A 24,085-nucleotide genomic window follows, 5' to 3' on the forward strand; every position below is an offset into this window, starting at 1 on the left:
GGGCCACGCCCGGCGGCCAGTGCCATCAATCGATCTCGACCATCTCGAAGTCGTCCTTGGTCACACCGCAATCCGGGCAGGTCCAGGTATCGGGAATGTCTTCCCAGCGCGTCCCCGGGGCGATGCCCTCTTCCGGCAACCCGTCCGCTTCGCGGTACAGGAATCCGCAGACCACGCACATCCAGGTACGCAAGGTGGTGGGGGTGGCTTCGCTCATCGGATAATCAGGGATGGATTCACGGACCGCCATTGTCCCACCGCGGTCCACTCACCGGTAGCCATCGATGACTTCTGCTTCCCCGGCGCCCCGTGGCGTCTACCTGATCACTCCGGATGAACCGGACACCGCGCGCCTGCTGGCCCGCACCGCGCCCTTGCTGGCCGCTGGCGCCACCTGGCTGCAGTACCGCAACAAGACCGCCAGCGATGCGCTGCGGCAGCAACAGGCGGCGGCCCTGCAGGGCCTGTGCGCCGCCCACCGCGTGCCACTGATCATCAACGACGATCCGGTGTTGGCCAAGGCCGTGGGCGCCGCCGGCGTGCACCTGGGCGGTACCGACGGCGACATCCCCAGCGCGCGCGCGCTGCTCGGGCCCGACGCCATCATCGGCGCCTCCTGCTACGACCAGCTGGCCAACGCCGAGAAGGCCGTGGCCGCCGGTGCCAGCTACGTGGCCTTCGGCGCCTTCTTCCCGACCACCACCAAGGTCACCAGCAGCCGCGCCCATACCGACCTGCTGCGGCAAAGCGCCGCATTGGGCGTGCCGCGGGTGGCGATCGGCGGGCTGACCCCGGACAATGTCGGTCCCATCATCGATGCCGGCGCCGACCTGGTGGCCGTGGTCAGCGGCATCTACGCCGCAGCGGACCCGGTCGCGACCCAGCGCGCCTTCCTCGCCCAGTTCGCGTAATGCCCAGGAAAGCTCCATGAACCACGACCAGTCCCACGCCCTGTTCTCCCGCGCCCAGGCCCTGCTGCCCGGCGGCGTCAATTCACCGGTCCGCGCGTTCAAGTCGGTGGGCGGTGAGCCGTTCTTCGTCGAGCGCGCCGACGGCGCCTACCTGTATGACGTCGACGGCAACCGCTACATCGACTATGTGGGCTCGTGGGGTCCGATGATCGTCGGCCACAACCACCCGGCCGTGCGCCAGGCGGTGAAGAAAGCGATCGACAACGGCCTGTCCTTCGGCGCGCCGTGCGCGGCCGAAGTCACCATGGCCGAGACCATCACCCGCCTGGTGCCGTCGTGCGAAATGGTGCGCATGGTCAACTCCGGCACCGAGGCCACGCTGTCGGCGATCCGGCTGGCGCGCGGCGCCACCGGCCGCAACCGCATCGTCAAGTTCGAAGGCTGCTACCACGGCCACGGCGACTCGTTCCTGGTCAAGGCCGGCAGCGGCATGCTGACCCTGGGCGTGCCGACCTCGCCGGGTGTGCCGGCCGGCCTGAGCGAACTGACCCTGACCCTGCCCTACAACGATTTCGACGCCGCCACCGCGCTGTTCGAACAGCAGGGCAGCGAGATCGCCGGCCTGATCATCGAGCCGGTGGTGGGCAATGCCAACTGCATCCCGCCGCGCGAGGGCTACCTGCAGCACCTGCGCGCGCTGTGCACCCAGCACGGCGCACTGCTGATCTTCGACGAGGTGATGACCGGCTTCCGCGTCGCCCTTGGCGGTGCGCAGGCGCACTACGGCATCACCCCGGACCTGACCACCTTCGGCAAGATCATCGGCGGCGGCATGCCGGTGGGTGCCTACGGCGGCCGCCGCGACCTGATGCAGCAGATCGCCCCGGCCGGCCCGATCTACCAGGCCGGCACGCTGAGCGGCAATCCGGTGGCGATGGCCGCCGGCCTGGCGATGCTGGAACTGATCCAGCAGCCGGGTTTCCACGCCGATCTGGCCGAGCGCACCGCGCGCCTGTGTGCGGGCCTGGAAGCGGCCGCGGCGGACGCGGGCGTGGCAGTGACCACCACCCGCGTGGGCGCGATGTTCGGCCTGTTCTTCACCAGCGAGAAGGTGGAGACCTATGCGCAGGCCACGGCCTGTGACATTCCGGCGTTCAACCGCTTCTTCCACGCGATGCTGGACCAGGGCGTGTTCCTGGCACCCTCGGCCTACGAGGCCGGCTTCCTGTCCAGTGCTCACGACGATGCCGTGATCGAGGCCACGCTGGCCGCCGCGCGCGTGGCGTTCCAGGCCGCCAAGGGCTGAGTCTCGCTCTGCCAGGTGCCAACCTGGGTTGGCACCGCCGCATCTGGTAGATGCCAACCTTGGTTGGCACAGAGCAGTCGAGCATGGCTCGACGCTACACAGGGCATCAACCGAAGACGAGCTTGCCCTTCATCATCGCGAAGTGGCCGGGGAAGGAGCAGAAGAAGGTGTAGTCACCGCCCTTCTGCAACCCCTGCGTAGAGAAGCGCACGCGCGTGGTCTCGCCCCCCCCGATGACCTTGGTGTGCGCCAGCACGCGCTTGTCGGCCTTCGGCAGGTAGCTGTCGGCCAGGGTCATGCGCATGCCCGCCATCGCCACCGGCTGGTAATCGGCGGTACGGGTCAGCACCCAGTTGTGGCCCATTGCGGTGGCGGGCAGCTTGCCGGTGTGGCGCAGGGTCAGGTCCACCGCACTGCAGTCGGCGGCGACCTTGATCTCGCGGCTGCTGAAGCTCATCTGGTCGGTGCTGTCGATGCTTACCGCACACACCCGCGCCATCGCCGACGGCGCCAGCATCAGCGCGCCCAGTCCCACTGCCACCATCCAAGCCTTCATCGTTGCATCTCCTGCGGGTTCAAGCGCCATTCTAGGCAGCCCCTGGTGGCCGCGTCTGCGACCGTCTGTCGCATGGCTGCTCCAGGGTTTCCCGCGCCTTCACTGCAATGGCATGCTCGGCCAATGCGGATCGACCTGTTGCTGCTGGATGTGGATGGGGTGCTGGTGCAGTACCAGCGCGCGCAGCGCGTGCTGCACCTGGCGCGGGTGCTGGATGTCGCGCCGGAAACCGTGCAGGCCGCGCTGTACGACAGCGGGCTGGAAGCCGCGCATGACAACGGCACGCTGGATGGCCCGGCCTATCTGGCACGTCTGGGCGCACAGCTTGGAAAGGCGGTGGACCGGGAGACCTGGATTGCCGCACGGTGTGCGGCCAGTCAGCCGCAGCAAGCGGTGCTGCAGCGGCTGCAGGCGCTGCAGGTGCCGATGGCGGTGCTGACCAACAACGGCCCCTTGATGGTGCAGACACTGCCCACGCTGCTGCCGCAGCTGTTCCCGGCGCTGCACGGCCGGGTGTTCTGCAGCGCCGATTTCGGGGCGCGCAAGCCAGCACCGGAGGTCTTCCTGCGCGCGCTGGACGCACTGGGTGTGGCGCCGGCACATACGCTGTTCGTCGATGACCTGTTCACCCATGTGCGCGGTGCACGCAGCGCGGGCCTGCACGCCGAAACGGTGCGCGATGGGCGGGGGCTGGGCAAGGTGCTGCAGCGCTACGCGGTGCGGTAGCGCCGGGCCATGCCCGGCGTTCCCTGTCCCGCTGCGCTCGCCGGGCATGGCCCGGCACTACCGGATCAGCGTGCGGCGACGAACGCGGCGATGGCCGCGCGCAGGCGCTTGAGGCCCTCGGCCACTTCTTCATCGGTGATGTTCAGCGCCGGCACGAAACGCAGCACGTCCGGACCCGCCTGCAGGGTCAGCAGGCCCTGCTCGGCGGCGTGGTCGAGGATCGCACCGGCCTGGCCGGCGAACTCCCGGCTCAGCACTGCGCCGAGCATCAGCCCACGGCCACGCACGTCGCTGAACACCTTGAACTCGTCGCTGATGCGCGCGAAGCCATCGCGCAGCGCCTTCGACTGGCGGCTGACATTGGCGGCGATTTCCGGCGACGCCAGCTTGCGCAGGGCGACGCGGGCCACCGCTGCAGCCAGCGGATTGCCGCCGAAGGTGGTGCCATGGGCACCGAACTGCATGGTTTCGGCCACCTTCGGGCCGGCCAGCATCGCACCGATCGGGAATCCACCGCCGAGCGCCTTGGCCAGGGTCACCATGTCCGGCACCACGTCGTCCTGCCAGTGCGCGAACAGGGTACCGGTGCGGCCCATGCCGGCCTGGATCTCGTCCAGCACCAGCAACGCATTGTGCTGGTCGCACAGCTCGCGCACGCGCTTGAGGAAACCGGACTTGGCCGGCATCACTCCGCCCTCGCCCTGGATCGGCTCCAGCATCACCGCCGCCACATCGCCTGCGGCCATCGCCGTTTCCAGCTGCACTTCATCGTTGAAGTCGATGTAGCGGAAGCCACCGGGCAGCGGCTCGTAGCCCTCCTGGTACTTCGGCTGCGCGGTGGCGGTGACCGCGCCCATGGTGCGGCCATGGAAGCTGCCGCGGAAGGTGATGATGACGCGCTTGTCGGCCGGCCGGCCCTGGCTGGACGCCCACTTGCGCACCATCTTGATCGCGACTTCATTGGCTTCGGCGCCGGAGTTGCACAGGAACACGCGCTCGGCAAAACGGCTGGACTTCACCAGCTCCTCGGCCAGCTGCAGCGGCGGCGCGCTGTAGAACACGTTGCTGGTATGCCACAGCTTGCCGGCCTGTTCGACCAGCGCGGCCACCAGGTCAGGATCGTTGTGGCCCAGGCCACAGACCGCGATGCCGGCGGCTAGATCGATGAATTCCCGGCCCTGGCTGTCCCATACGCGGGCGCCCTGGCCCCGCTCCAGCACCACCTGGCGCGGCTTGTACACCGGCAGGTAGTAATGCGACAGGGAGATCAGCGGATCGGTGGCGGCGGTCATGGCGGTGGTCGGCGGAATTCAGGAAAGGTCCATTCTCGCGCCGGAACCCCTGCGGCACAATGTGCCCATGATCCCGTTCACCGCCCCCCAGCTGAACCCCGCCACCGAGACCGGCTGGCGCCGTACCTGGTTCGACATCATCTACCGGCACGACACCCGGCCCTCGCGCAACTTCGACCTGATCCTGGTGGTGGCGATCGTCGCCAGCATCCTGGTGGTGATGATCGACAGCGTGCAGCACCTGCATGCCGAATGGGCCGATGGGCTGTACATCGTCGAATGGGGCTTCACGATCCTCTTCACCGCCGAGTACCTGCTGCGGCTGGCGGTGGTGAAGCGTCCGCTGCGGTACGCGGTCAGCATCTGGGGCATCATCGACCTGCTGTCGATCCTGCCCGCCTACCTGTCGATGTTCATCCCCGGCGCGCAGAGCCTGCTGGTGGTGCGCGCGCTGCGCATCCTGCGGGTGTTCCGCATCCTCAAGCTGACCCGTTACATCGAGGAAAGCGGCATCCTGATGCAGTCACTGTGGCGCAGCCGGCGCAAGGTGCTGCTGTTCCTGTTCACCGTGATCACCATCACCATCATCGCCGGCACCCTGATGTATGTCATCGAGGGTCCGGAACATGGGTTCAGCAACATTCCGGCCAGCATGTACTGGGCGGTGGTGACCATGGCCACCGTCGGCTTCGGCGACATCGTGCCGCAGACCGTGCTCGGCCGCTTCGTCACCTCGGTGCTGATCCTGATCGGCTACAGCATCATCGCCGTGCCCACCGGCATCTACACCGCCGAACTGGCCAACAGCATGCGTGAAGCCGAACAGGCCGCACGCCGCGATGCCCGCGGCTGTCCGCATTGCGGGCTGGAAGGCCACGAGCCGGATGCACGGCATTGCCGCAAGTGTGGCGGTCAACTGCCGGATCCGTTCAACCATTGAGGCCGTTCGCCGGGCAGGGCCCGGCGCTACCATGGAACATCCGCGCTCAGCGCAGGCGGTTGCTGGTGGTCACCAGGTCGTTGTAGGCGTCCAGCAGGGTGGACTGCGCACCTTCCGGGGCGGAGGTGTCCCAGCTGCCGGAGGCCTTGCGCTCGGCGGCCAGGCCTTCGGCGGTGATCGGCTTGCCCTGCTGCAGACGCTCGACACCACGCCCGGCCGTGCGCACCAGCTTGTCTGCCGAACGCTGCACGTGGCCCCACATCGGGTCGTCCTTGCCCACCCCGGAAGCCTGGATTTCGGTCACCAGCGCCTGGTAATCGGCCAGCTGCGTGCGCAACGCCGCCAGGTCCGGTGCATCGCCCTGGAATGCCATGGCCAGCTGCTTGCCATCGCCCAGCAGGCGCAGGTGGTAATAGGCCAGCGAACGACCCTCGCTCGCTTCGATCTGCTTCAGCTGCGCAGCACGGCGGTCTTCCTCGTTCTTCTCCAGCGCCGCGTCCAGGGCCTCACTGGCCTTGAAGAACGCCGCATAGGCCTGCATCAGCGGCGCATGCTGGCGGCGCAGGCCGTCACCGCCGTCGCGGCGGTAGTCTTCGCGGGTGACGTAGCCATCGGCGCGCTCGATCAGCGTGTTCAGTGCCTGGAACGTCTGCTGATACGCGCGGGCAGCACCGTCCATCGGCAGCGCCGGGGTCTTTGCCAGCGCATCGCTCAGCGGCTGGCCGCAGTAGTCCACGCGGTGCGACAGCAGCTTGCCCGGTGAGCGCGGCTGCGCTTCCTTGCCGGTCGGACCGGCTTCGGGATCCTTGATCCAGCCGGTGTAGGTCTGGAAGCCGTCGTGGATGGGCTGTTCGACGCCGTTGTAGCACGCGATGTAGGCGTTGACCTTCTCCAGGCCCGGGTCGGCCGCCGACAGATCCGCGACCTTGTCGCAGCCGGCCACACCGGCCAGCGTGCCCAGCAGAAGAAGAGGAAGGACGCGTGTGGATGCGTTCAAATCGATTCCTTGCAGAAGTGAAAGAAGCAAGCATCGTCCTATGGCATGAAGGCATGCCACGACGACTGCCGACAGGCGCTGCCGTGCGCGATCCGGCGATGCGTCATGGCGCAATCGACGTGCTCGATTGCGCCACGCCTGGCGGGCTGGACGCTGCGGTTACTGGCGGTTGCTCTGGAACACCAGCGAGTTGTATTCCTGCATCAGCTTGCCGGCCGAACCGCGCGGGGCCATCGACGGCGAGTCCAGCATGCGCCGCTCGAAATCGCTGTACGGCGTTTTGCTGCTGACCCGCTGCAGGCGCTCCTTGCCTTCCCGACGGAAGTTCTCGGCTTCGCGCTCGAAGCTGTTCCAGTCCAGCTTGCCCGGCTCCTGATCGGCCACCTTGGCATGCGCTTCGTCGGAAATGCGGTTGAACGCATCCAGCCGTTCGCCGGCCTTGGCCGTATCAAAGTCGTCCTCGCTCATCAGCTCCACGATCGCCTTCGCCTCCAGCATCATCGCCAGGCGGTAGTACTCGCGCGTGCGCCCTTCAGCCTGTTCCAGCGCCTTGAGCTGCTCGCGCTGGGCAGCGTCGTTCTGGCGCTCCAGTTCGGCGTTGAACGTTTCGCTGGCAAGCACGAACGCCTTGAAGGCCGCCATCAGCGGCGCGTGCATCTGCTTGCCCTTGGCAAACTGGTCGTCCTCGTAGTCCTGCCGATCGTAATAGTCGTGCGCGTCCTTGCTGACCGGCACCAGTGCCTTCAGCGCCTGCTGGTAGCGGCCCGCAGCGGCATCGAGATCGGCCAGCGCCGGCTTGGCAGCGATTGCTTCGGTCACCGGGGCGTCGCACTGCTTCATGTCGTAGTCGCCGATCTCCGACGGCCCGTACACCTGCGTCTCGCGCCCGGTCGGGCCGGCCTCAACGTCCTTGATCCAGCGCGTGTAGGACTCGATGCTGCGGTGGGTCTCCGCATCGAGCGCATTGAAGCAGCCGATGTAGGCGTTGAGTTTGGCGGTCAGCTGCTGCTGTGCATCGGGCGGCGTCGCGCCGGCGTCCGGCGTGCCGGACGGGCCCGCGTCAGCCGTCGTTGCCGGCGCCTTGCCCCCGCAGGCGGTCAGGATCAACGACAGCGAAGCGGCCAGCGCCGCGATGGAAAACGTACGTGTCATCTGCTCACATCCTTGTTGAAAACGATTACAGCCGCGCATTCTAACGCAGCACACCGGCGCTGGCAGCCCCGGCCCTCGCGCACGCCACGGTCAGTCGAGGAACAGATCCGGCAGCAACGGCCGCGACGGGTCCACCGCGTAGCCCGAAAGATCGGTGATGCCGGCCTGCGCCAGCACCTCATCGTCGATGAGGAACTGGCCGTGGAAACCGGCGGCCTCGCGCACCAGCACCGCATGCGCGGCGTCGGCCATGATCTGTGGCGTACGGCAGCCGGCTGCATCCACGCCGGGAATCATGTTGATCGCATCGGTAGCGATCACCGTACGTGGCCACAGCGCGTTGACGGCCACGCCCTGCGGGCCGAACTCCGCGGCCAGGCCCAGGGTGACGAAGCTCATGCCCATTTTCGCCAGCGTGTAGCCGGTGTGCGGCCCCCACCACTTCGGCGCCAGGCTGGGCGGCGGCGCCAGGGTCAGGATGTGCGGGTTCGGTGCCTGCAGCAGATACGGCAGGCAGGCCTGCGCGCACAGGAAGCTGCCACGCGCGTTGACCTGCTGCATCAGGTCGAAGCGCTTCATCGGCGTGTCCAGCGTGCCGCGCAGCCAGATCGCGCTGGCGTTGTTGACCAGGATGTCGATGCCGCCGAAGGTGTCCACCGCTGCGGCAACCGCCGCCTGCACCTGGTCTTCCTCGCGGATGTCGCACTTCAGCGCCAGGCCCTGGCCGCCTGCGGCGGTCACCGCTTCGGCGGCGCTGTGGATGGTGCCCGGCAACTTCGGGTTCGGTACCGACGACTTCGCTGCGATGGCCACGTTGGCGCCGTCGCGCGCGGCGCGCAGCGCAATGGCCAGGCCGATGCCACGCGAGCCACCGGTGATGAAGAGGGTTTTTCCCTGCAGACTGCCCACGTTCCACACTCCAGCGCATGCAATGAGCCGCCAGTATGCCGTGCCGACACGGAGTTCACCCGGCCTTGACGATACTCGGGCCTCCAGACAACGCACGAGGTCCACGCCATGCGCCGTTCCCGCCTGTTGCTGCCTGCCCTGGGACTTGCCCTGCTGACCGCCTGCCAGGGCCGTCCGCCCGAGCCCGGCAGCGATCCGGGCAACGACAACCCGGCCAGCGTCGACAAGGCAGCCAGTGATGGCACGCTGCGCTGGAGCGAGCGCGTGGTCTGGGATGGCGACCTCAACGCGTGCCGTCAGGGCGAAAGCAGCGCCACCCGCGACTGCCTGCGTGAGGCGATGCGTGCCGGTGGTGCCAGCGCCGATGCGATCACCGCTGCCGGGCAGCTGTCGACCGGCGGCGAGCTGGCCTACGTAACGGCCTGGCATGAGCACGACGGGCTGGGCGTGGCCACCATCGAGTATCCGTTCCGCGCCAACACCAACCAGGGCACCCGGCTGGTCGATGCGGGCGGCAAGCGTATCGACGTCGATGCAGTGCAGCTGGACGACACCCTGCGCGCCGACCCGACGGTGCAGGACGTGCTGAAGGCCCATCCGCAGGCCACGCCGTTCGCGCCGGCCCAGGCCGCCGGCAGCGCGCCGCTGGAAGGCGGCGGCATCCGCCTGCTGTACCGCACCCCGCTGCGCGATTGCCACGCCTGCCCGGACGTGGGCCAGCTGCAGATCGCCTACGACTTCGATGGCAAGCGCAACTTCATCGGCCAGCAGGTGGTGCCGGCCACGCCGTAAGCAGGTAGCGCCGGGCCATGCCCGGCGGACGCAACGTTCAATGCCGCCGGGCATGGCCCGGCGCTACCGATAGGCGCGCACCTGCTTCCGCAGCAGGTGCGGCACGATCAGCCGATGCACCGGGGCAACCGGCAGCATGTACACACGCCCGAACGCGTTATGCGTATGCACCACCGTCGCCACTTCCAGCACGTCGCCCTGCCACTGCACTGCCAGCTGCACGCGCAGGTGGCGATCATCGTCTTCCAGTACCATGGCATCGTCCTCCAGCGCCTGCAGGGTGAAGATGCCCAGCCGCTGCCCCGGATGCGGTCGCTCGATGTCCTGCACTGCACGCAACGAGCCCAGATGCTTCATGCCGAGCAGGCGCATGCCGTGGTTGCGCAGCGCCATCAGCCGATCGAACCATACCGGAATGGTGGCCGCCATATCGCGGTACGCCTGCAATGCCGAGCGCCCATCTCGACGGGTTGCCGCGCGGCAGGCATGCACGAAATCAGCACCGGGCAACTGCGCACGTAGCACGCTGCCCGCACTCGGCGGGGCGGCCACCACCTGCGAAGCCTTCACGGCTTCGGCCCCTGCCCTTCATTGTCTTCCCAATGCAGGATGCGGCGGGTGACGAAACGGTAGACCGGCTTGCCGGTGGCGAACCACAGTTCGCGCACCCACGACGTGCGCTTCAGTACCCGCTTCTCCACCGGCGTAAGCGATTCACGGCAGTACATGCGCTTGTGCTTGAGCAGGTGGCGCAGGTCCTCGCGGGCCAGCAGGCGCATCCAGCGCGAGCGCGGGTTGCCGATCACCGCCAGCTGGAAGTCGATCAGCGCCGGGCGGCCGTCCTCGGTCACCAGCCAGTTGGCTTCCTTGGCCAGGTCGTTATGGGCCACGCCACGGCGGTGCAGCTGCTGCAGCAGCCGGCGAGCGGCACGGAACCAGGCCAGATCGCCACGTGGCGGGCGCTGGTACATCGCATCGCCGGCCATGAAGCTGCGGTCCAGATGACGGCCGTTCCAGTCCAGCAGTTGTGGCACGTCGGCCATGCCGTGGATATGGCGCAGCGCGCGTGCTTCGCGCCGCGCCAGCCACCACGCAGGCAGGCGCAGCCACAGCGGCGTGGCTCCCAGATCGCGGCGGACGAAGCGCCCCGCCGGCCCATGAACGAGCAGGATGCGACCGAAGCTGTCGGCCTTCAGGGCATGCGAGGGAACGTCTGGCGTGTGCGGCATGGACCCATTCTAGGCGATGGCGCCGGTTGCAAACGGTCACCAAGCGGCTGGGAACCAGTCACCTTCACGCCTCTATAATCGGTCAATGGACTCTTCATGGATCGACGCCACCCTCGCGTGGATTGCCGCTCATCCCGTGTTGGCGGGTGCGGTCATCTTTCTGATCGCCTTCTGCGATGCGGTCATCATTCTCGGCGCCATCGTGCCGGCACTGCCGTTGCTGTTCGCCGTGGGCGTGTTCATCGGCCTGGGCCAGATCTCCGGACCGTACGCCGTGGCCGCCGCTGCACTGGGCGCGTTCGCCGGCGATGGCATCAGCTACTGGATCGGCCGCCGCTGGGGGGATCGCCTGCGTGGCATCTGGCCGTTCAGCCGTTATCCGCAGCTGCTCGACCGCGGCGAGAACCTGTTCCGCCGCAATGCGTTCAAGAGCATCCTGGTGGCCCGCTACGTCGGTGCCATCCGCCCGTTCGTACCGGCCATCGCCGGCATGATGAAGATGCCGGCCGGCCGCTACGTGCAGGCCAGTGGCATTGCCAGCATTTCCTGGGCGGTGCTGTTCCTGGCCCCGGGCTGGATTCTTGGCGAAGCCTACGACGCGGTGGCCGCCGTGGCCGGCCGTCTGGTGGTCGTGGTCGGCCTGCTGGCGGTGATCCTCAGCCTGGTCTGGGCCATCGTGCTGTACGGCTACCGCTGGTCGGCCGCACGCATGGACAACTGGCTGGCGCGTCTGCTGGACTGGTCCAACCGCCACCCGACGCTGGGCCGCTACACGGTCGGCGTGCTCGATCCGAAGCGCCGCGAATCGGTGCCGCTGGCGATGCTGGCGTTGATGCTGCTGTTGCTGGGCTGGGGCTGGTTCGCGCTGTTGACCGTGGTGGTCGCCCACGGCGAGCCGCTGGCCGTCGACCTGCTGGTGCACCAGGCGATGCTGGCCCTGCGCAATCCGCTGGCCGACTACCCGATGGCCGCGCTGGCGTCGCTGGGCGCCTGGCAGGTGCTGTTGCCGGCCACCGCTGCGGCGATGGGCTACCTGGTCTGGCGCCGGCGCTGGATGGCCGCCGCACACTGGCTGGCCGCGCTGGCGTTCGGCCTGGCCCTGACGATGCTGCTCGGCGCCACGGTGGATGTGGTGCGCCCGGTCGATGCCAGCAGCGGCTTTGGCTTCCCCTCGGTGTCGGTGACCATGGCCACCATCACCTTCGGCTTCTTCGCGGTGCTGATCGCCCGTGAGATGCCCGGCCGCACCCGCGTCTGGCCCTACCTGGTGTCGGGCATCGTGGTCAGCCTGATCGGCTTCGCGCGCCTGTACCTGGGTGCGCATTGGCTGAGCGATGTGATCGGCGGCATGCTGTTCGGCACGTTCTGGCTGCTGGTGCTGGGGATCGCCTACCGCCGCCGCTTCAACCGCTCGTTCTGGGTCAAGCCGGTGGCGTGGCTGTTCTACGGTGTCTTCGCCGTGGCCGCGATGTGGTACGCGCCGCGCAACATCCCGGTGAAGCTGGAACGCTTCGAACCGTCCCTGCCGGCGCCGCAGGCGATGGACCTGCAGGCCTGGTGGCAGCGTGACTGGTCGCAGCTGCCGGCCCGTCGCAACGAGTTCGACGACGACCAGCGCTGGCCGCTGGACGTGCAGGTGGCCGGACCACTGGCCCCGCTGCAGGCACAGCTGGAAGCACGTGGCTGGAAGATGCAGGCGCAGGCCGGCTGGGAGGAAGCGCTGCAGATGCTGGACAAGAACACCGGCGCCGATGCGCTGCCGGTGCTGCCGGCAACGCTGGATACCCGTGTGGAAGCCCTGCTGATGGTGCGCCAAGGCGCGCAACCGGACGAACGCTACGTGCTGCGCCTGTGGCAGGCGCCGGCCCAGCTGCAGCCGGGTGATACCCCGTTGTGGCTCGGCAGCGCGCAGACGCTGCGTTACGAGCGCCACTTCCAGTGGATCGGCATGTGGCATCCGGTGCGCGGCATCGATCCGGCGCTGAACGCGGTGAAGGAGGCCGTGCAGGGCCTGCCGCAGCGCGAGGACGTGCACAGCGAAACCGGGTTGCCGGTGCTGCGGTTGAAGACGGCACGCTGATGGATCCGCCGGGCATGGCCCGGCGCTACCTGCAATCCGCGCCGTGATGGATCCGCCGCGCATGGCCCGGCGCTACCTGCAATCCGTGCCGTGATGGATCCGCCGGGCATGGCCCGGCGCTACCGGAATGCGGCCTGGTAGCGCCGGGCCATGCCCGGCGCAACGTTCACGCCATGCGTGGCTGGCGATCTACGGCATCCAGCCCAGCAACTGCTGCAGCCGCTGATGCGGATCGTCCAGCTGCAACAGCTGCAGGCGCTGCTGTTCGCTCAACGGCAGCAGTTCGGCCAGCCGCCAGCTGACCCAGCTGGCCTGGTCCAGCAGGGCCGGACGGGCCGGGGCAAAGGCCGCCCCCGCCTGCTCGATGATATGGCCCAGCACCGTCGCCAGCAGCGCGTGCTGCGGCCGCAGTTCATCGTCGGGGTCGTCCTCGCACCAGCGCACGTCGGCGACCACCAGCCCGTTGTCACGCACCCGCGTGCGCTCCACATGGAAGCGGCGGGTACCGCGCAGGCGCAGCTGCAGCACGCCGTCGGCCCCGACGTCGAAATCCTCGATCCGCACCTGCACGCCAAACGCGGCCGGTGTGGCCGGCGCCCCCGTCTCGTGCCCCTCCAGGATCAGGCACACGCCAAACCCCTCGCCGCTGCGGCCGGTTTCACGGACCAGATCCAGATAGCGGGGCTCGAACACGCGCAGGCCAACAGCCGCGCCGGGCAGCAGCGTGGTGTGCAGCGGGAACAGCGGCAGCGACGCGTCGCCGCTCATCGCGCCTGCAGGCCGGCGAGGAAACGCCGCGGCGCGCCGTCGAAGCCGCCGTTGGACATGAACACCACATGGTCACCGCGGCGCGCGTCGGCCTGCAGCTGCGCCAGCAGCGCGTCGGTGTCGGGCACCGCGTGCGCTTCGCCACGCACCGCGGCGATCACCGCCGCCGCATCCCAGGCCAGTTCCGGCCGATGCAGGAACACCACTTCATCGGCCAGCGCCAGCGAGGGCGCCAACGCCTGCGCATGTGCGCCCAGCCGCATCGAATTGCTGCGTGGCTCCATCGCCACCACGATGCGCGCATCGCCGACCCTGGCACGCAGCCCTTCCAGCGTGGTCGCGATCGCGGTCGGATGATGGGCGAAATCGTCGTAGACGGTGATGCCTTCGTGGCTGCCGATCACTTCCATGCGCCGCTTGACGCTGCGGAAGCGCGCCAGTGCCGGGATCACTTCGGCCGGGGCCACTCCCACCGCATGCGCGGCGGCCAGCGCGGCCAGGCCATTGAGCACGTTGTGCCGGCCCAGCAGCGGCCAGTGCACCTCGCCCAGTGCCTGCCCGCGATGATGCACGCGGAACGCACTGCCATCGGCGGCCAGCAGCTCGGCATGCCATTCCAGTGACGGGTCGAAGCCGAAGCGCTCGACCGGGGTCCAGCAGCCCATGGCCAGCACTTCGGCCAGGTGCGGGTCCTCTCCGTTGACGATCAGGCGGCCGCGCGCGGGCACCGTACGCACCAGGTGATGGAACTGGCGCTGGATCGCGGCCACGTCCGGGAAGATGTCGGCGTGGTCGTATTCGAGGTTGTTGAGGATCGCCACCAGCGGCCGGTAGTGGACGAACTTGCTGCGCTTGTCGAAGAAGGCGGTGTCGTACTCATCGGCTTCGACAACGAACTCGCGGCCCTGCCCGAGACGGGCGGATACGCCGAAGTCCTCGGCGACGCCACCGATCAGGAAGCCGGGGGCACGGCCGGCGCTTTCCAGCAGCCAGGTCAGGATGGTGGTGGTCGTGGTCTTCCCATGGGTACCGGCCACGGCCAGCGTGTCGCGGCCCGGCAGGACCTGTTCGGACAACCACTGGGCACCGGAAATGTAGCGCTGGCCAGCATCCAGTACGGCTTCCACCGCTGGATTGCCACGCGACAATGCGTTGCCGATGACGACTTCCGAGGTGCCCGGCGGCACGCTGTCGGCGCGGTAGCCCTGGTCCAGGGTGATGCCCAGCTGTTCGAGCTGGGTCGACATCGGCGGATAGATGGCCTGGTCGCTGCCGCTGACGGTCTGGCCCAGTTCCCGTGCCAGGGCGGCCACGCCGCCCATGAAGGTACCGGCGATTGCAAGGATATGTACGCTGCTCATGAGCGGGGATTGTGACCGATCACGGCTGTATAGGGCCATTGTCGGAAACCGGGTAAGAGAACCCCTACACCCACTGTGAGAAAACTCCAATCGCATGTCAGGGAATTCCCGATAGCGATGTTATGTGAACCCGGACACAATTCAGGATGCCAGCCGCAGTACCCGAACCGGTCCTACTCCCCAAGAGGCCATCCCCAAGGGAGCTCATGCTGTGGGGGCCCTGAGCAAGCCCTTTGCTGGCACCTTCCAACGACACAGGCCTGATCCTCGCGGATCAGGCCTGTGTTTTTTGTGCCTGCGAGGGCCGGCAGCCGCCGGCCCACCGGGTCAGCGCTCGAGCGCCGCCATGATGCGGGCTTCGACCTCGTCCAGCTCGCCGACGCCATCGACGCGGGCCAGGGTGCCACGGCCGGCGTAGAAATCGACCACCGGCGCGGTCTGGTCGTTGTAGACCTGCAGGCGCTGGCGCACCGCGTCCGGCGTGTCATCGGCGCGGCCCTGCTCCTTGGCACGACCGGCAATGCGCTCGACCAGCAGCTCGGTGGCCACGTCCAGCTGCACCACGGCGTCCAGCGGCTGGCCGATCTTGGCCAGCAGGCCGTCCATCGCATTGGCCTGGGCCACGTTGCGCGGGTAGCCATCGAGGATGAAGCCCTTGGCGACATCAGCCTGGGTCAGGCGCGACTCGAGCATGCCCAGCAGGATGTCGTCCGACACCAGGTTGCCGGCATCCATCACCGTCTTGGCCTGCTTGCCCAGTTCCGTGCCCGCGGCGATCTCCGCGCGCAGCATGTCACCGGTCGAAATGTGGGCGATGCCCAGCTTTTCCTTCAGGCGCGTCGCCTGTGTCCCCTTGCCCGAACCGGGCGGTCCCAACAGAACCAATCGCATTGACCTGACTCCAACGTGTTGAAAACAAAGAAGGTTCGCGCCCCGGACGGACCGGTATCGCTGCACCGCAATAGCGCCACTTTACCGCATACGGGTAATGTCCCTGCAATGTCCCCTCCCCCGAGCAGGTAGCAGCATGCGTACTGGCACCCTCCTTTATGCCCAATCCGGCGGCGTCACCGCAGTCATCAATGCCACCGCCGCCGCGGTGATCGAACAGGCCCGCGCCAAGGGCATCAAGGTCCTGGCCGCGCGTAACGGCATCCTCGGCGCCCTGCGCGAGGAACTGATCGACACCAGCAGGGAGAGCGCTGCGGCCATCCGGGCCCTGGCCCATACTCCGGGCGGCGCGTTCGGCTCGTGCCGGGTCAAGCTCAAGTCGCTCGACGCCGACCGCGCCCGATACGACCGTCTGCTGGAGGTGCTGCGCGCCCACGACGTGCGCTGGTTCCTCTACAACGGCGGCAACGACTCGGCCGATACCGCGCTGAAGGTCTCGCAGCTGGCCAAGGCGTCCGGCTACGACCTCACCTGCATCGGCGTGCCCAAGACCATCGACAACGACCTGGCGGTGACCGACACCTGCCCGGGCTTCGGCTCGGCGGCCAAGTACACCGCGGTCTCGGTGCGCGAGGCCGCGCTGGACGTGGCAGCGATGGCCGAGACCTCCACCCGTGTCTTCATCTACGAGGCGATGGGCCGCCATGCCGGCTGGCTGGCCGCTGCGGCGGGCCTGGCCGGCAACGGCGATGACGAGGCGCCGCACATCATCCTGCTGCCCGAGCGCGCCTACGACGAGGCGGTGTTCCTGGCCAAGGTGAAGGCCGTGGTCGAGCGCGTCGGCTACTGCGTGGTGGTGGCGTCGGAAGGCATCGCCACCGCCGATGGCCGCTTCGTCGCCGATGCCGGTGGCGGCAAGGATTCGTTCGGCCACGCGCAGCTGGGCGGCGTGGCCGCGCACCTGGCCGGCCGGGTCAAGGACCAGCTGGGCCTGAAGGTGCACTGGGCACTGCCGGATTACCTGCAGCGTTCGGCCCGCCATCTGGCCAGCCGGACCGACTGGGAGCAGGCACAGGCGGTCGGCAAGGCCGCCGTGCAGCTGGCGCTGAAGGGCCAGAACGGGGTGATGCCGGTGATCGTGCGCAGCAGCGATGCGCCCTACCGCTGGAAGATCGAAGCCGCACCGCTGTCGAAGATCGCCAACCACGAGAAGAAGATGCCGGCCGGCTTCATCCGCCGCGATGGTTTCGGCATCACCGCCAAGGCACGTGCCTACCTGCAGCCCCTGATCAAGGGCGAGGCTCCGCTGCCCTATGGCGCCGATGGCCTGCCGAAGTACGTCACGCTGAAGAACGTCGCAGTGAAGCAGAAACTGCCGCCATTCGAGGGCTGATCCGAAAAAGGGGACGGAGAAACATCATGGCACTGCGTGTTGTTCGGCTCGGTACGCCGCGCGCCGCTGGCGAGGGCCTGCGCATCGGCACCGTGCGGCGTCCACCCCGTGGCGTGCCGCGCAGTGAGTTCGCCAGGCAGGACTGGTACGACGTGTGGTTGCCGACACTGTCACCCAGCGCGGCGCTGGTGAAGCAGGCGCATGAAGCGAGGTCTGCCGCCGACTGGAATGCGTTCTTCCGCCGTTACAAGGCCGAGATGAAGGCGCCCGACGCGGCCCACACGCTGGACCTGCTGGCCGCACTGTCGCAGCACAGCGACATCAGCGTGGGGTGCTACTGTGAGGACGAGGCGCATTGCCACCGCAAGGCCCTGCGCGAGCTGCTGGTGGCGCGCGGGGCGAGGTTGGCCGGCTGATGATGGCGGGGTGCCGGCCAGCAACCGGCACCATCGGGTTCTCTGCCGGGCATGGCCCGGCGCTGGCCGTGTGAGCCGCAGTGTGTCCCCGCGATGCGGGTACACGCCGGCTCAGTTGCAGGCCTTGCCTTCCATCTGCAGCTGCGCGGCGAACATCGTCACCTTCGGGATCTGGCCGGCCGCGGCCTGCTTCTTTGCTTCTTCCAGGTAGATCCGCGACTGGCCCTGTCCATCCAGGGCCTGGGTGTTGTTCACCGGCAGGCGCCACACGCGCACCACCGCCTGCTGTGCCGGACAGGCAGCGTTGGGTACACGGATCACGTCGTTGAGCTTCCAGCCCTTGTCGGCGCTCGGCTGCGCCTTGGCGTAGTCGACGAAACGCGCACGCGGCTGGCACTGTTCACTGGTGCGTACGGCGGAGAAGCGGTACGGCTCGGCGGCCTGGCCGGTGAACGCCCCTTCCAGGCGTGCGCAGGCCTCGGGAATCTGCCGCAGGGTGTGCACTGCGCCCACCGCCTGCGGTGCACCGACGGCACGTTGCCGTTCCGGAGTCTCCGCGGCCAGTGCCGGTACGGCCGGGACCAGAGCGGCAAGCATCAACAGGGACAGGCGCATGGGGAATCTCCTACGGGACTGTGCGCAGGCTTGCAGAGGCTGGCTTAACGGGGTGCAAAGGCCTGCGGCTTTCGAATCATGCCCATGGACTGGCGGCATGCGCCGCGGCTCGCAGGAGCCAGTCGAGCATGGCCTCCAGAAGCCAGTCGAGCACGGCTCGACTCTACAGGGCGCCGAACGCATACTGCAGCCACCAGGGAATGCTGAACACCGCCATACGTCGGACGACCGCCACGGTCGGCACGGGTTGGTTCCAGGCTGCAGCCCGTCGTCCCCCTCGTGGTGCCGTTCATCGCCACTGGATGCTTGTCCATCCATTCTGCGGAGGGGTCTAATGCTGGAACGTCACGGGCTGTCACTGGCGCTGGGCTGCGCCATTCTCGCGATCCTGTTCGGAATCGTCTCGGCGCGCTGGATCCTGCGCCAACCCACCGGCAACGAACGCATGGTCGCGATTGCAACGGCCATCCAGGAGGGCGCGCGCGCCTACCTCAACCGCCAGTACCTGACCATCGGCATCGCCGGCGTGGTGCTGTTCGTGCTGGTCGGCATCTTCCTGAGCTGGTACACCGCGATCGGGTTCGCCGTGGGCGCGGTGTTGTCCGGTGCGGCCGGCTACATCGGCATGAACGTCTCGGTGCGCGCGAATGTCCGCACTGCCGAAGCCGCGCGCCATGGCATCAGCGCGGCGATGGATGTCGCCTTCCGCGGTGGCGCGATCACCGGCATGCTGGTGGTCGGGCTGGGCCTGCTGGGCGTGGCCGGCTACTACGCCCTGCTGCTGCGGCTGGGCCTGCCGATGGAACAGGCGCTGCATGCGCTGGTCGGCCTGGCCTTCGGCTCCTCGCTGATCTCGATCTTCGCGCGCCTCGGCGGTGGCATCTTCACCAAGGGCGCCGACGTCGGTGCCGATCTGGTCGGCAAGGTCGAAGCCGGCATTCCCGAGGACGATCCGCGCAACCCGGCGGTGATCGCCGACAACGTCGGTGACAACGTTGGCGACTGCGCCGGCATGGCCGCCGACCTGTTCGAGACCTACGCGGTCACCGTGATCGCCACCATGCTGCTGGGCAGCCTGATGCTGAGCGAAGCCGGTGCCAATGCGGTGCTGTACCCGCTGGTGCTGGGCGGGGTCTCGATCATCGCTTCGATCATCGGCGCGCTGTTCGTGAAGGTGAAGCCTGGCGGCTCGATCATGGGCGCGCTGTACAAGGGGGTCATCGTCTCCGGCGTGCTGGCCGCGATCGCCTTCTACCCGATCACCACCGGGCTGATGGCCGACAACGTACATGGCCCGATGGCGCTGTACGGCTGCGCGTTGATCGGCCTGGTGCTGACCGGCCTGATCGTATGGATCACCGAGTACTACACCGGCACCCAGTACAAGCCGGTGCAGCACGTCGCCCAGGCGTCGACCACCGGCCATGGCACCAACATCATCGCCGGGCTCGGCATCTCGATGAAGTCCACCGCGCTGCCGGTGATCGCGGTGTGCGCGGCGATCTGGGGTGCGTATGCACTGGCCGGGTTGTACGGCATCGCCATCGCCGCCACTGCAATGCTGTCGATGGCCGGCATGATCGTCGCGCTCGATGCCTATGGGCCGATCACCGACAACGCCGGCGGCATCGCCGAGATGGCCGAGCTGCCCTCGGAGATCCGCGACATCACCGATCCGCTCGATGCCGTGGGCAACACCACCAAGGCGGTCACCAAGGGCTACGCGATCGGCTCGGCGGCACTGGCCGCGCTGGTGCTGTTCGCCGACTACACGCACAACCTGCAGGCCGCCAACCCCGGCCAGGAGTTCCGCTTCGACCTGAGCGACCACACGGTGATCATCGGCCTGCTGATCGGCGGGCTGATTCCCTACCTGTTCGGTGCGATGGCGATGGAAGCGGTCGGCCGCGCCGCCGGCGCGGTGGTCGAGGAAGTGCGGCGCCAGTTCCGCGAGATCCCCGGCATCATGCAGGGCACCGGCAAGCCGCAGTACGACAGGGCGGTGGACATGCTGACCCGCTCGGCGATCCGCGAAATGATCGTGCCGTCGCTGCTGCCGGTGGCGGTGCCGGTAGTGGTCGGCCTGCTGCTGGGGCCGCGCGCGCTGGGCGGCCTGCTGATCGGCACGATCGTCACCGGCCTGTTCGTGGCCATTTCGATGACCACCGGCGGCGGTGCCTGGGACAACGCCAAGAAGTACATCGAGGACGGCCACTTCGGCGGCAAGGGCAGCGACGCGCACAAGGCGGCGGTCACCGGCGATACCGTCGGCGACCCGTACAAGGACACCGCCGGCCCGGCGATCAATCCGCTGATCAAGATCATCAACATCGTGGCGCTGCTGCTGGTGCCGCTGCTGTAGATCCACGCGATGCGTGGTTGATGGATCCGCCGCCCGTGCCGGTCAGCGTCCGCGCAGGTAGAACGCCACCGGCACCATCACTTCCACCGGGTCGCCGGCCACCTCGGCCGGCGGCGCCGGCACCGGGCTGGCACGCTGCACGGTCTCCAGCGTCTCTTGGTCAAGCAACGCAAAGCCGCTGCTGCGCTCGACGTGCGGCGCGGACACGCGACCGTCGCGGGCGACGGCGAAGCGCACATAGGTGATGCCCTGCTGGCGCAGCCGCTCGGCCTGCCGTGGATAGCGTCGATGCTGCTGCAGATGCCCCAGCAGCAACGCCTGCCAGGTGGCGTTGGCGCGACTGCGCTCGCCCGCTGTGGTGCGCGGCGCCGCGTAACTGGCCGCCGCCTGCGCAGGAACGTCAGGCGGTGCCAGGGTTCGATCGACAGTGGCGTCGGCGGTGTCCTGTGTCGGCTCCGCAGGCGGCTCGTGGGGGGGTGCCAACGTTCCCTGCGGCTGCGGCGGCGCCTTGATCGGCTCCTGCGGCCTGGGCAGTGGCGCGCGCCGTTGCTGCTCCTGCTGCAGCGGCCCTGCCGGCAGCGCGCGCGGCGGTACCGGTGGCGCCTGTGCGGCCGGTGCCAGTTCCAGCATCAGGGCAGCGGCAGGCGCGACCGCCGCGACCCTGGGTGCCCGCACGGCCCACCACCACGCCGCCGCGATCAACAGCGCATGCGCCAACAGCACGATCACCAGGCTCGTTGCCCAGCGCTGCAGTCCGCTCATCGAGCGCCCTGCTCCAGGCCCACCAGGGCGACCTTCAGGTAGCCGGCGTGGCGCAGGGCATCCAGCGCAGCCATCAGCTCACCATAGGGCACGCGCTGGTCCGCGCGCAGATAGATGCGCTGCGAGGCATCGCCTGCGGTTGCCGCCTGCAGCGCAGCGGGCAGCGTCGCCTGCGTAACGGGCTGTTCGCCAACGCGCAGCGACAGGTCGGCCTGCACGGTCACATACACCGGCGCGCGTTCTGCCGGCGTCGCCTGTGCGCTGCTGGCTGGCAGCTGCACGGGCACCGACACCGTCGCCAGCGGCGCGGCCACCATGAAGATGATCAGCAACACCAGCATCACATCGATGAAGGGCGTGACGTTGATCTCATGTGCTTCTTCCGGTGATTCCTCGCGCCCGGATGCGGTCCTGATCGCCATCGTCGTGCCTCAGTGCACGGCACGCAGCGGGCCGGCCGTCACCCGTGGCGCGGCGCGATCCAGATCGCGCGACACCAGCTGCTGCACCGCGGCGGACAGATCGCCCAGCAATCCGCGCAGACCGGCCAGCACACGGGTGAAGTGGTTGTAGACCAGCACCGCCGGAATCGCGGCAACCAGGCCCAGTGCGGTTGCCAGCAGCGCCTCGGCAATGCCCGGGGCGACCACCGCCAGGTTGGTGGTGTTGCTGTGGGCGATGCCGATGAAGCTGTTCATGATGCCCCACACCGTACCGAACAGACCCACGAACGGGGCCACCGCACCGATGCTGGCGAGCACGCCGATGCCGCGACGCTGGCTGCGTCCTGTCTCCAGTTCCAGCCGCTCCAGGCGTGAGGCCACGCGTTCCTTGATGCCCTCGCGTGCATCCAGTTCCTGCGAAAGCCGCAGCTCGGTACGCGCGGCATCCAGCATGGCCGCAGCGATGCCCTGTTGCAGCGGGCCGCCCCCATTGCCGGCCGGCAGGCTGGGCGCAGACAGCAGCAGCGCACGTGCGGCACGCAGCGCGCGGGCCTGCCGGGCAAGTTCCCATCCCTTGGCCAGCAGTACCGTCCAGGTTGCCAGCGAGGCCAGCGCGAGCGCGATCATCACCGCCTTCACCACCACATCGGCGGCCAGGTACATGCCCCAGGGCGTGAGGGCGGGGGCGGCCACGGGAGCCAGGTCAGCAGGCAGCATCATCGGGGGTTCCATTGGAATCGGGGGGCGTCGCACGGCGGCGGGAGGCGCGCGGATCGGCCGCATCGTCCACTTCCACCAGCGGCGCAGGATCAGACCGGGGCGCCGGTCGACTCAGCACATAGCCGGCGCTGACGGCAAAGAACAGGCCTACCCCCAGCAACAGCCGCCAGGAGGGATGCGCGCCCCAGCAGAAAAGCGCGAACCCCACCGCCATGCCGGCGCTGGCGAACGCCTTGCCCTTGCCGGATACCGCGCCCTGCTCGCGCCACAGCCGCAACGATGGGCCGTAGCGTGGATGGGCGAGCAGGCGCTGCTCGAACTTCGGCGAACTGCGGGCGAAGCAGCCCACCGCCAGGATCAGGAAGATGGTGGTGGGCATCACCGGCAGCAGTGCGCCGATCACGCCCAGCGCGACCATCAGCCAGCCCAGCACGAACCAGAGCCAACGCATCAGCCGTGGCCCTGTGCTTGCCCGTGCATCAGGAGAATTCCACTTCAACATGGCCATGCACGCTGCGGAACGCGGCATCGGCGGCGTCGATCACCTGCTGCTCCTGCGCCGGGGTCAGCGGCACTGCATCGAGCGCGGCGGTGAATTCGCGCCAGTGCCGTGCGGCGCCATCGGGGTGCGCTGCCAGGTGACGGGCACCGAAATCCCGGTCCAGGCCCAGAGCGCCGGCCATCTTGTACAGCACGGTGCCGCCCAGGTTGGAGCCTTCGGCAACATACAGCCAGCCCAGCGCGGTCGGCAGCGGCAGGTCGTCGCCCAGGGCCTGGATGTCCTCGCCGGGCAGGGTCTGTTCCAGATCCTGCAGGTCGCTGCGGACCTGCTGCAGGCGGCGGCGCTCGGACAGGTCGGGCAGCAGCGCGTCCAGCGCGGGGCTGGCATACAGCGCGTCGATGCTGCGGTGGAAGCGGTACTGCACGCGCAGGAAGCGGGCAAAGTTGCTGCGGTCGGCGAAGATGTCACCGGCCATGATGCGCTTGTCGAGTGCACCATGGCTGTCGCGGGTAGCGGCCTTCAGCCGCACGCTGCGGCTGCTTTCGTGGGATGTCTGGGCGGTCATGGGGGCAATGCCAGCGGAAGCGTCCTCCTGTAGACGCTCCCGGCGGGACTTCCCCCAAGCCCGCTTGCACCGATAATGCTGCTTTCCATTCACCTGCCAGGCCACTACCGATGATCACCACCGAACCCCGCATGACCAACCTGTTCCTGCAGCTGGGCCTGGATGCCAGTGCCGAGGGCATCGCCACGTTCATCCGCGGCCATCAGCTCGCTGCCGACGTGGAAGTGGCCGACGCGCCCTATTGGAATGAAGCGCAGCGCCAGTTCCTGGCCGAGTCGCTGCAGGCCGACGCCGCGTGGAGCACGGTTGTGGATGAACTGAACGAGTCGCTGCACGAAGAAGCGGTGAAGGCTGCGCGCGGGGTGTAAGCAGACGCCGGGCATGGCCCGGCGCTACC

Annotated in this window: 27 protein-coding genes; 10 read left to right on the top strand and 17 right to left on the bottom strand. The window is 68.3% G+C overall.

The genetic code is table 11. The features are described 5' to 3' along the window. Positions 1-25: 25 nt before the first annotated feature. The gene (locus Q5Z10_RS17590) at positions 26-250 is read right to left on the bottom strand and encodes a rubredoxin (RefSeq protein ID WP_303636649.1); all 225 of its coding nucleotides are present in this window, start codon (positions 248-250) and stop codon (positions 26-28) included. A gap of 34 nt (positions 251-284) precedes the next feature. On the opposite strand from Q5Z10_RS17590, the gene thiE reads away from it, so the two are divergent. Continuing rightward, entirely contained in the window at positions 285-911 is a 627-nt protein-coding gene (gene thiE, locus Q5Z10_RS17595) for a thiamine phosphate synthase (RefSeq protein WP_303636650.1), read from the top strand. Between the two features lie 16 nt (positions 912-927). Next, on the top strand, positions 928-2,217 hold the full coding sequence (gene hemL, locus Q5Z10_RS17600) for a glutamate-1-semialdehyde 2,1-aminomutase (RefSeq protein ID WP_303636651.1): 1,290 nt from the start codon (positions 928-930) through the stop codon (positions 2,215-2,217). 106 nt (positions 2,218-2,323) lie between these two features. Here the strand turns inward: hemL and azu are convergent, their stop codons facing one another. Continuing rightward, complete coding sequence (azu, locus tag Q5Z10_RS17605; protein WP_303636652.1) at positions 2,324-2,773, bottom strand: azurin; 450 nt, start codon at positions 2,771-2,773, stop codon at positions 2,324-2,326. Positions 2,774-2,896: 123 nt separating this feature from the next. Here azu and Q5Z10_RS17610 point away from each other — a divergent pair, with 123 nt between their 5' ends. Continuing rightward, positions 2,897-3,499 (top strand): HAD-IA family hydrolase, encoded by a 603-nt coding sequence (locus Q5Z10_RS17610; protein ID WP_303636653.1) that lies wholly within the window; start codon positions 2,897-2,899, stop codon positions 3,497-3,499. Positions 3,500-3,564: 65 nt separating this feature from the next. Here Q5Z10_RS17610 and Q5Z10_RS17615 read toward each other — a convergent pair whose 3' ends face one another. Continuing rightward, positions 3,565-4,791 carry an acetylornithine transaminase gene (locus Q5Z10_RS17615; protein ID WP_303636654.1) on the bottom strand — a complete coding sequence of 409 codons (1,227 nt, stop codon included), beginning with the start codon at positions 4,789-4,791 and terminating at the stop codon, positions 3,565-3,567. A gap of 67 nt (positions 4,792-4,858) precedes the next feature. Between Q5Z10_RS17615 and Q5Z10_RS17620 the strand changes: the two genes are divergently transcribed. After that, positions 4,859-5,731 carry an ion transporter gene (locus tag Q5Z10_RS17620; protein WP_303636655.1) on the top strand — a complete coding sequence of 291 codons (873 nt, stop codon included), beginning with the start codon at positions 4,859-4,861 and terminating at the stop codon, positions 5,729-5,731. A gap of 46 nt (positions 5,732-5,777) precedes the next feature. On the opposite strand, the gene Q5Z10_RS17625 is transcribed toward Q5Z10_RS17620, so the two are convergent. From Q5Z10_RS17625 to Q5Z10_RS17635, 3 genes are all read right to left on the bottom strand, one after another. After that, positions 5,778-6,728 (bottom strand): YiiG family protein, encoded by a 951-nt coding sequence (locus tag Q5Z10_RS17625; RefSeq protein ID WP_303636656.1) that lies wholly within the window; start codon positions 6,726-6,728, stop codon positions 5,778-5,780. Positions 6,729-6,887: 159 nt separating this feature from the next. Beyond that, positions 6,888-7,880: a YiiG family protein gene (locus Q5Z10_RS17630; protein WP_303636657.1), complete on the bottom strand. Its 993-nt coding sequence runs from the start codon at positions 7,878-7,880 to the stop codon at positions 6,888-6,890. 90 nt (positions 7,881-7,970) lie between these two features. Continuing rightward, on the bottom strand, positions 7,971-8,789 hold the full coding sequence (locus Q5Z10_RS17635) for an SDR family oxidoreductase (protein ID WP_303636658.1): 819 nt from the start codon (positions 8,787-8,789) through the stop codon (positions 7,971-7,973). Positions 8,790-8,897: 108 nt separating this feature from the next. Between Q5Z10_RS17635 and Q5Z10_RS17640 the strand changes: the two genes are divergently transcribed. Beyond that, positions 8,898-9,581 carry a hypothetical protein gene (locus Q5Z10_RS17640; protein ID WP_303636659.1) on the top strand — a complete coding sequence of 228 codons (684 nt, stop codon included), beginning with the start codon at positions 8,898-8,900 and terminating at the stop codon, positions 9,579-9,581. A 63-nt stretch (positions 9,582-9,644) separates the two neighbouring features. On the opposite strand, the gene Q5Z10_RS17645 is transcribed toward Q5Z10_RS17640, so the two are convergent. After that, on the bottom strand, positions 9,645-10,151 hold the full coding sequence (locus Q5Z10_RS17645; protein ID WP_303636660.1) for a DUF2867 domain-containing protein: 507 nt from the start codon (positions 10,149-10,151) through the stop codon (positions 9,645-9,647). Then, entirely contained in the window at positions 10,148-10,810 is a 663-nt protein-coding gene (locus Q5Z10_RS17650) for a serine/threonine-protein kinase (protein WP_303636661.1), read from the bottom strand. Before Q5Z10_RS17650 ends, Q5Z10_RS17645 begins: the two co-directional genes overlap by 4 nt. Before the next feature lie 85 nt (positions 10,811-10,895). Between Q5Z10_RS17650 and Q5Z10_RS17655 the strand changes: the two genes are divergently transcribed. After that, on the top strand, positions 10,896-12,890 hold the full coding sequence (locus tag Q5Z10_RS17655; RefSeq protein WP_303636662.1) for a bifunctional DedA family/phosphatase PAP2 family protein: 1,995 nt from the start codon (positions 10,896-10,898) through the stop codon (positions 12,888-12,890). A 189-nt stretch (positions 12,891-13,079) separates the two neighbouring features. On the opposite strand, the gene Q5Z10_RS17660 is transcribed toward Q5Z10_RS17655, so the two are convergent. From Q5Z10_RS17660 to Q5Z10_RS17670, 3 genes are all read right to left on the bottom strand, one after another. Beyond that, positions 13,080-13,658 carry an LON peptidase substrate-binding domain-containing protein gene (locus tag Q5Z10_RS17660; protein WP_303636663.1) on the bottom strand — a complete coding sequence of 193 codons (579 nt, stop codon included), beginning with the start codon at positions 13,656-13,658 and terminating at the stop codon, positions 13,080-13,082. Continuing rightward, on the bottom strand, positions 13,655-15,019 hold the full coding sequence (gene mpl / locus Q5Z10_RS17665) for a UDP-N-acetylmuramate:L-alanyl-gamma-D-glutamyl-meso-diaminopimelate ligase (protein ID WP_303636664.1): 1,365 nt from the start codon (positions 15,017-15,019) through the stop codon (positions 13,655-13,657). The genes Q5Z10_RS17660 and mpl overlap by 4 nt, the downstream gene beginning before the upstream one ends. A 327-nt stretch (positions 15,020-15,346) precedes the next feature. Further along, a complete protein-coding gene (locus Q5Z10_RS17670) occupies positions 15,347-15,910 on the bottom strand; it encodes an adenylate kinase (protein WP_303636665.1) in 564 nt (187 codons plus the stop codon). A gap of 136 nt (positions 15,911-16,046) precedes the next feature. On the opposite strand from Q5Z10_RS17670, the gene Q5Z10_RS17675 reads away from it, so the two are divergent. Both Q5Z10_RS17675 and Q5Z10_RS17680 read left to right on the top strand, forming a co-directional pair. Further along, positions 16,047-17,303 (top strand): 6-phosphofructokinase, encoded by a 1,257-nt coding sequence (locus Q5Z10_RS17675; protein WP_303636666.1) that lies wholly within the window; start codon positions 16,047-16,049, stop codon positions 17,301-17,303. 26 nt (positions 17,304-17,329) lie between these two features. After that, on the top strand, positions 17,330-17,719 hold the full coding sequence (locus Q5Z10_RS17680; RefSeq protein ID WP_303636667.1) for a DUF488 domain-containing protein: 390 nt from the start codon (positions 17,330-17,332) through the stop codon (positions 17,717-17,719). Positions 17,720-17,830: 111 nt separating this feature from the next. Here Q5Z10_RS17680 and Q5Z10_RS17685 read toward each other — a convergent pair whose 3' ends face one another. Continuing rightward, complete coding sequence (locus Q5Z10_RS17685; RefSeq protein WP_303636668.1) at positions 17,831-18,334, bottom strand: hypothetical protein; 504 nt, start codon at positions 18,332-18,334, stop codon at positions 17,831-17,833. Positions 18,335-18,668: 334 nt separating this feature from the next. Between Q5Z10_RS17685 and Q5Z10_RS17690 the strand changes: the two genes are divergently transcribed. Next, positions 18,669-20,696: a sodium-translocating pyrophosphatase gene (locus Q5Z10_RS17690; RefSeq protein WP_303636669.1), complete on the top strand. Its 2,028-nt coding sequence runs from the start codon at positions 18,669-18,671 to the stop codon at positions 20,694-20,696. Between the two features lie 42 nt (positions 20,697-20,738). On the opposite strand, the gene Q5Z10_RS17695 is transcribed toward Q5Z10_RS17690, so the two are convergent. From Q5Z10_RS17695 to Q5Z10_RS17715, 5 genes are read right to left on the bottom strand one after another with little or no spacing between them, the layout of a single operon-like run. Then, positions 20,739-21,458, bottom strand: coding sequence for an energy transducer TonB (locus Q5Z10_RS17695; RefSeq protein WP_303636670.1), 720 nt, complete (start codon positions 21,456-21,458; stop codon positions 20,739-20,741). Further along, positions 21,455-21,880: a TonB system transport protein ExbD gene (exbD, locus tag Q5Z10_RS17700; RefSeq protein ID WP_303636671.1), complete on the bottom strand. Its 426-nt coding sequence runs from the start codon at positions 21,878-21,880 to the stop codon at positions 21,455-21,457. The genes Q5Z10_RS17695 and exbD overlap by 4 nt, the downstream gene beginning before the upstream one ends. A 9-nt stretch (positions 21,881-21,889) precedes the next feature. After that, entirely contained in the window at positions 21,890-22,618 is a 729-nt protein-coding gene (exbB, locus tag Q5Z10_RS17705; protein ID WP_303639217.1) for a tonB-system energizer ExbB, read from the bottom strand. Further along, positions 22,605-23,072, bottom strand: a complete 468-nt coding sequence (locus Q5Z10_RS17710) for a YbaN family protein (protein ID WP_303636672.1) — start codon at positions 23,070-23,072, stop codon at positions 22,605-22,607. Before Q5Z10_RS17710 ends, exbB begins: the two co-directional genes overlap by 14 nt. Before the next feature lie 28 nt (positions 23,073-23,100). Then, positions 23,101-23,688 (bottom strand): biliverdin-producing heme oxygenase, encoded by a 588-nt coding sequence (locus tag Q5Z10_RS17715; RefSeq protein WP_303636673.1) that lies wholly within the window; start codon positions 23,686-23,688, stop codon positions 23,101-23,103. 110 nt (positions 23,689-23,798) lie between these two features. Between Q5Z10_RS17715 and Q5Z10_RS17720 the strand changes: the two genes are divergently transcribed. Then, positions 23,799-24,056, top strand: coding sequence for a DUF2789 domain-containing protein (locus tag Q5Z10_RS17720; protein WP_303636674.1), 258 nt, complete (start codon positions 23,799-23,801; stop codon positions 24,054-24,056). Positions 24,057-24,085 lie beyond the last annotated feature (29 nt).

Origin of the sequence: Stenotrophomonas sp. 704A1, assembly GCF_030549525.1 — a bacterium.
GTDB lineage: Bacteria > Pseudomonadota > Gammaproteobacteria > Xanthomonadales > Xanthomonadaceae > Stenotrophomonas > Stenotrophomonas tuberculopleuritidis.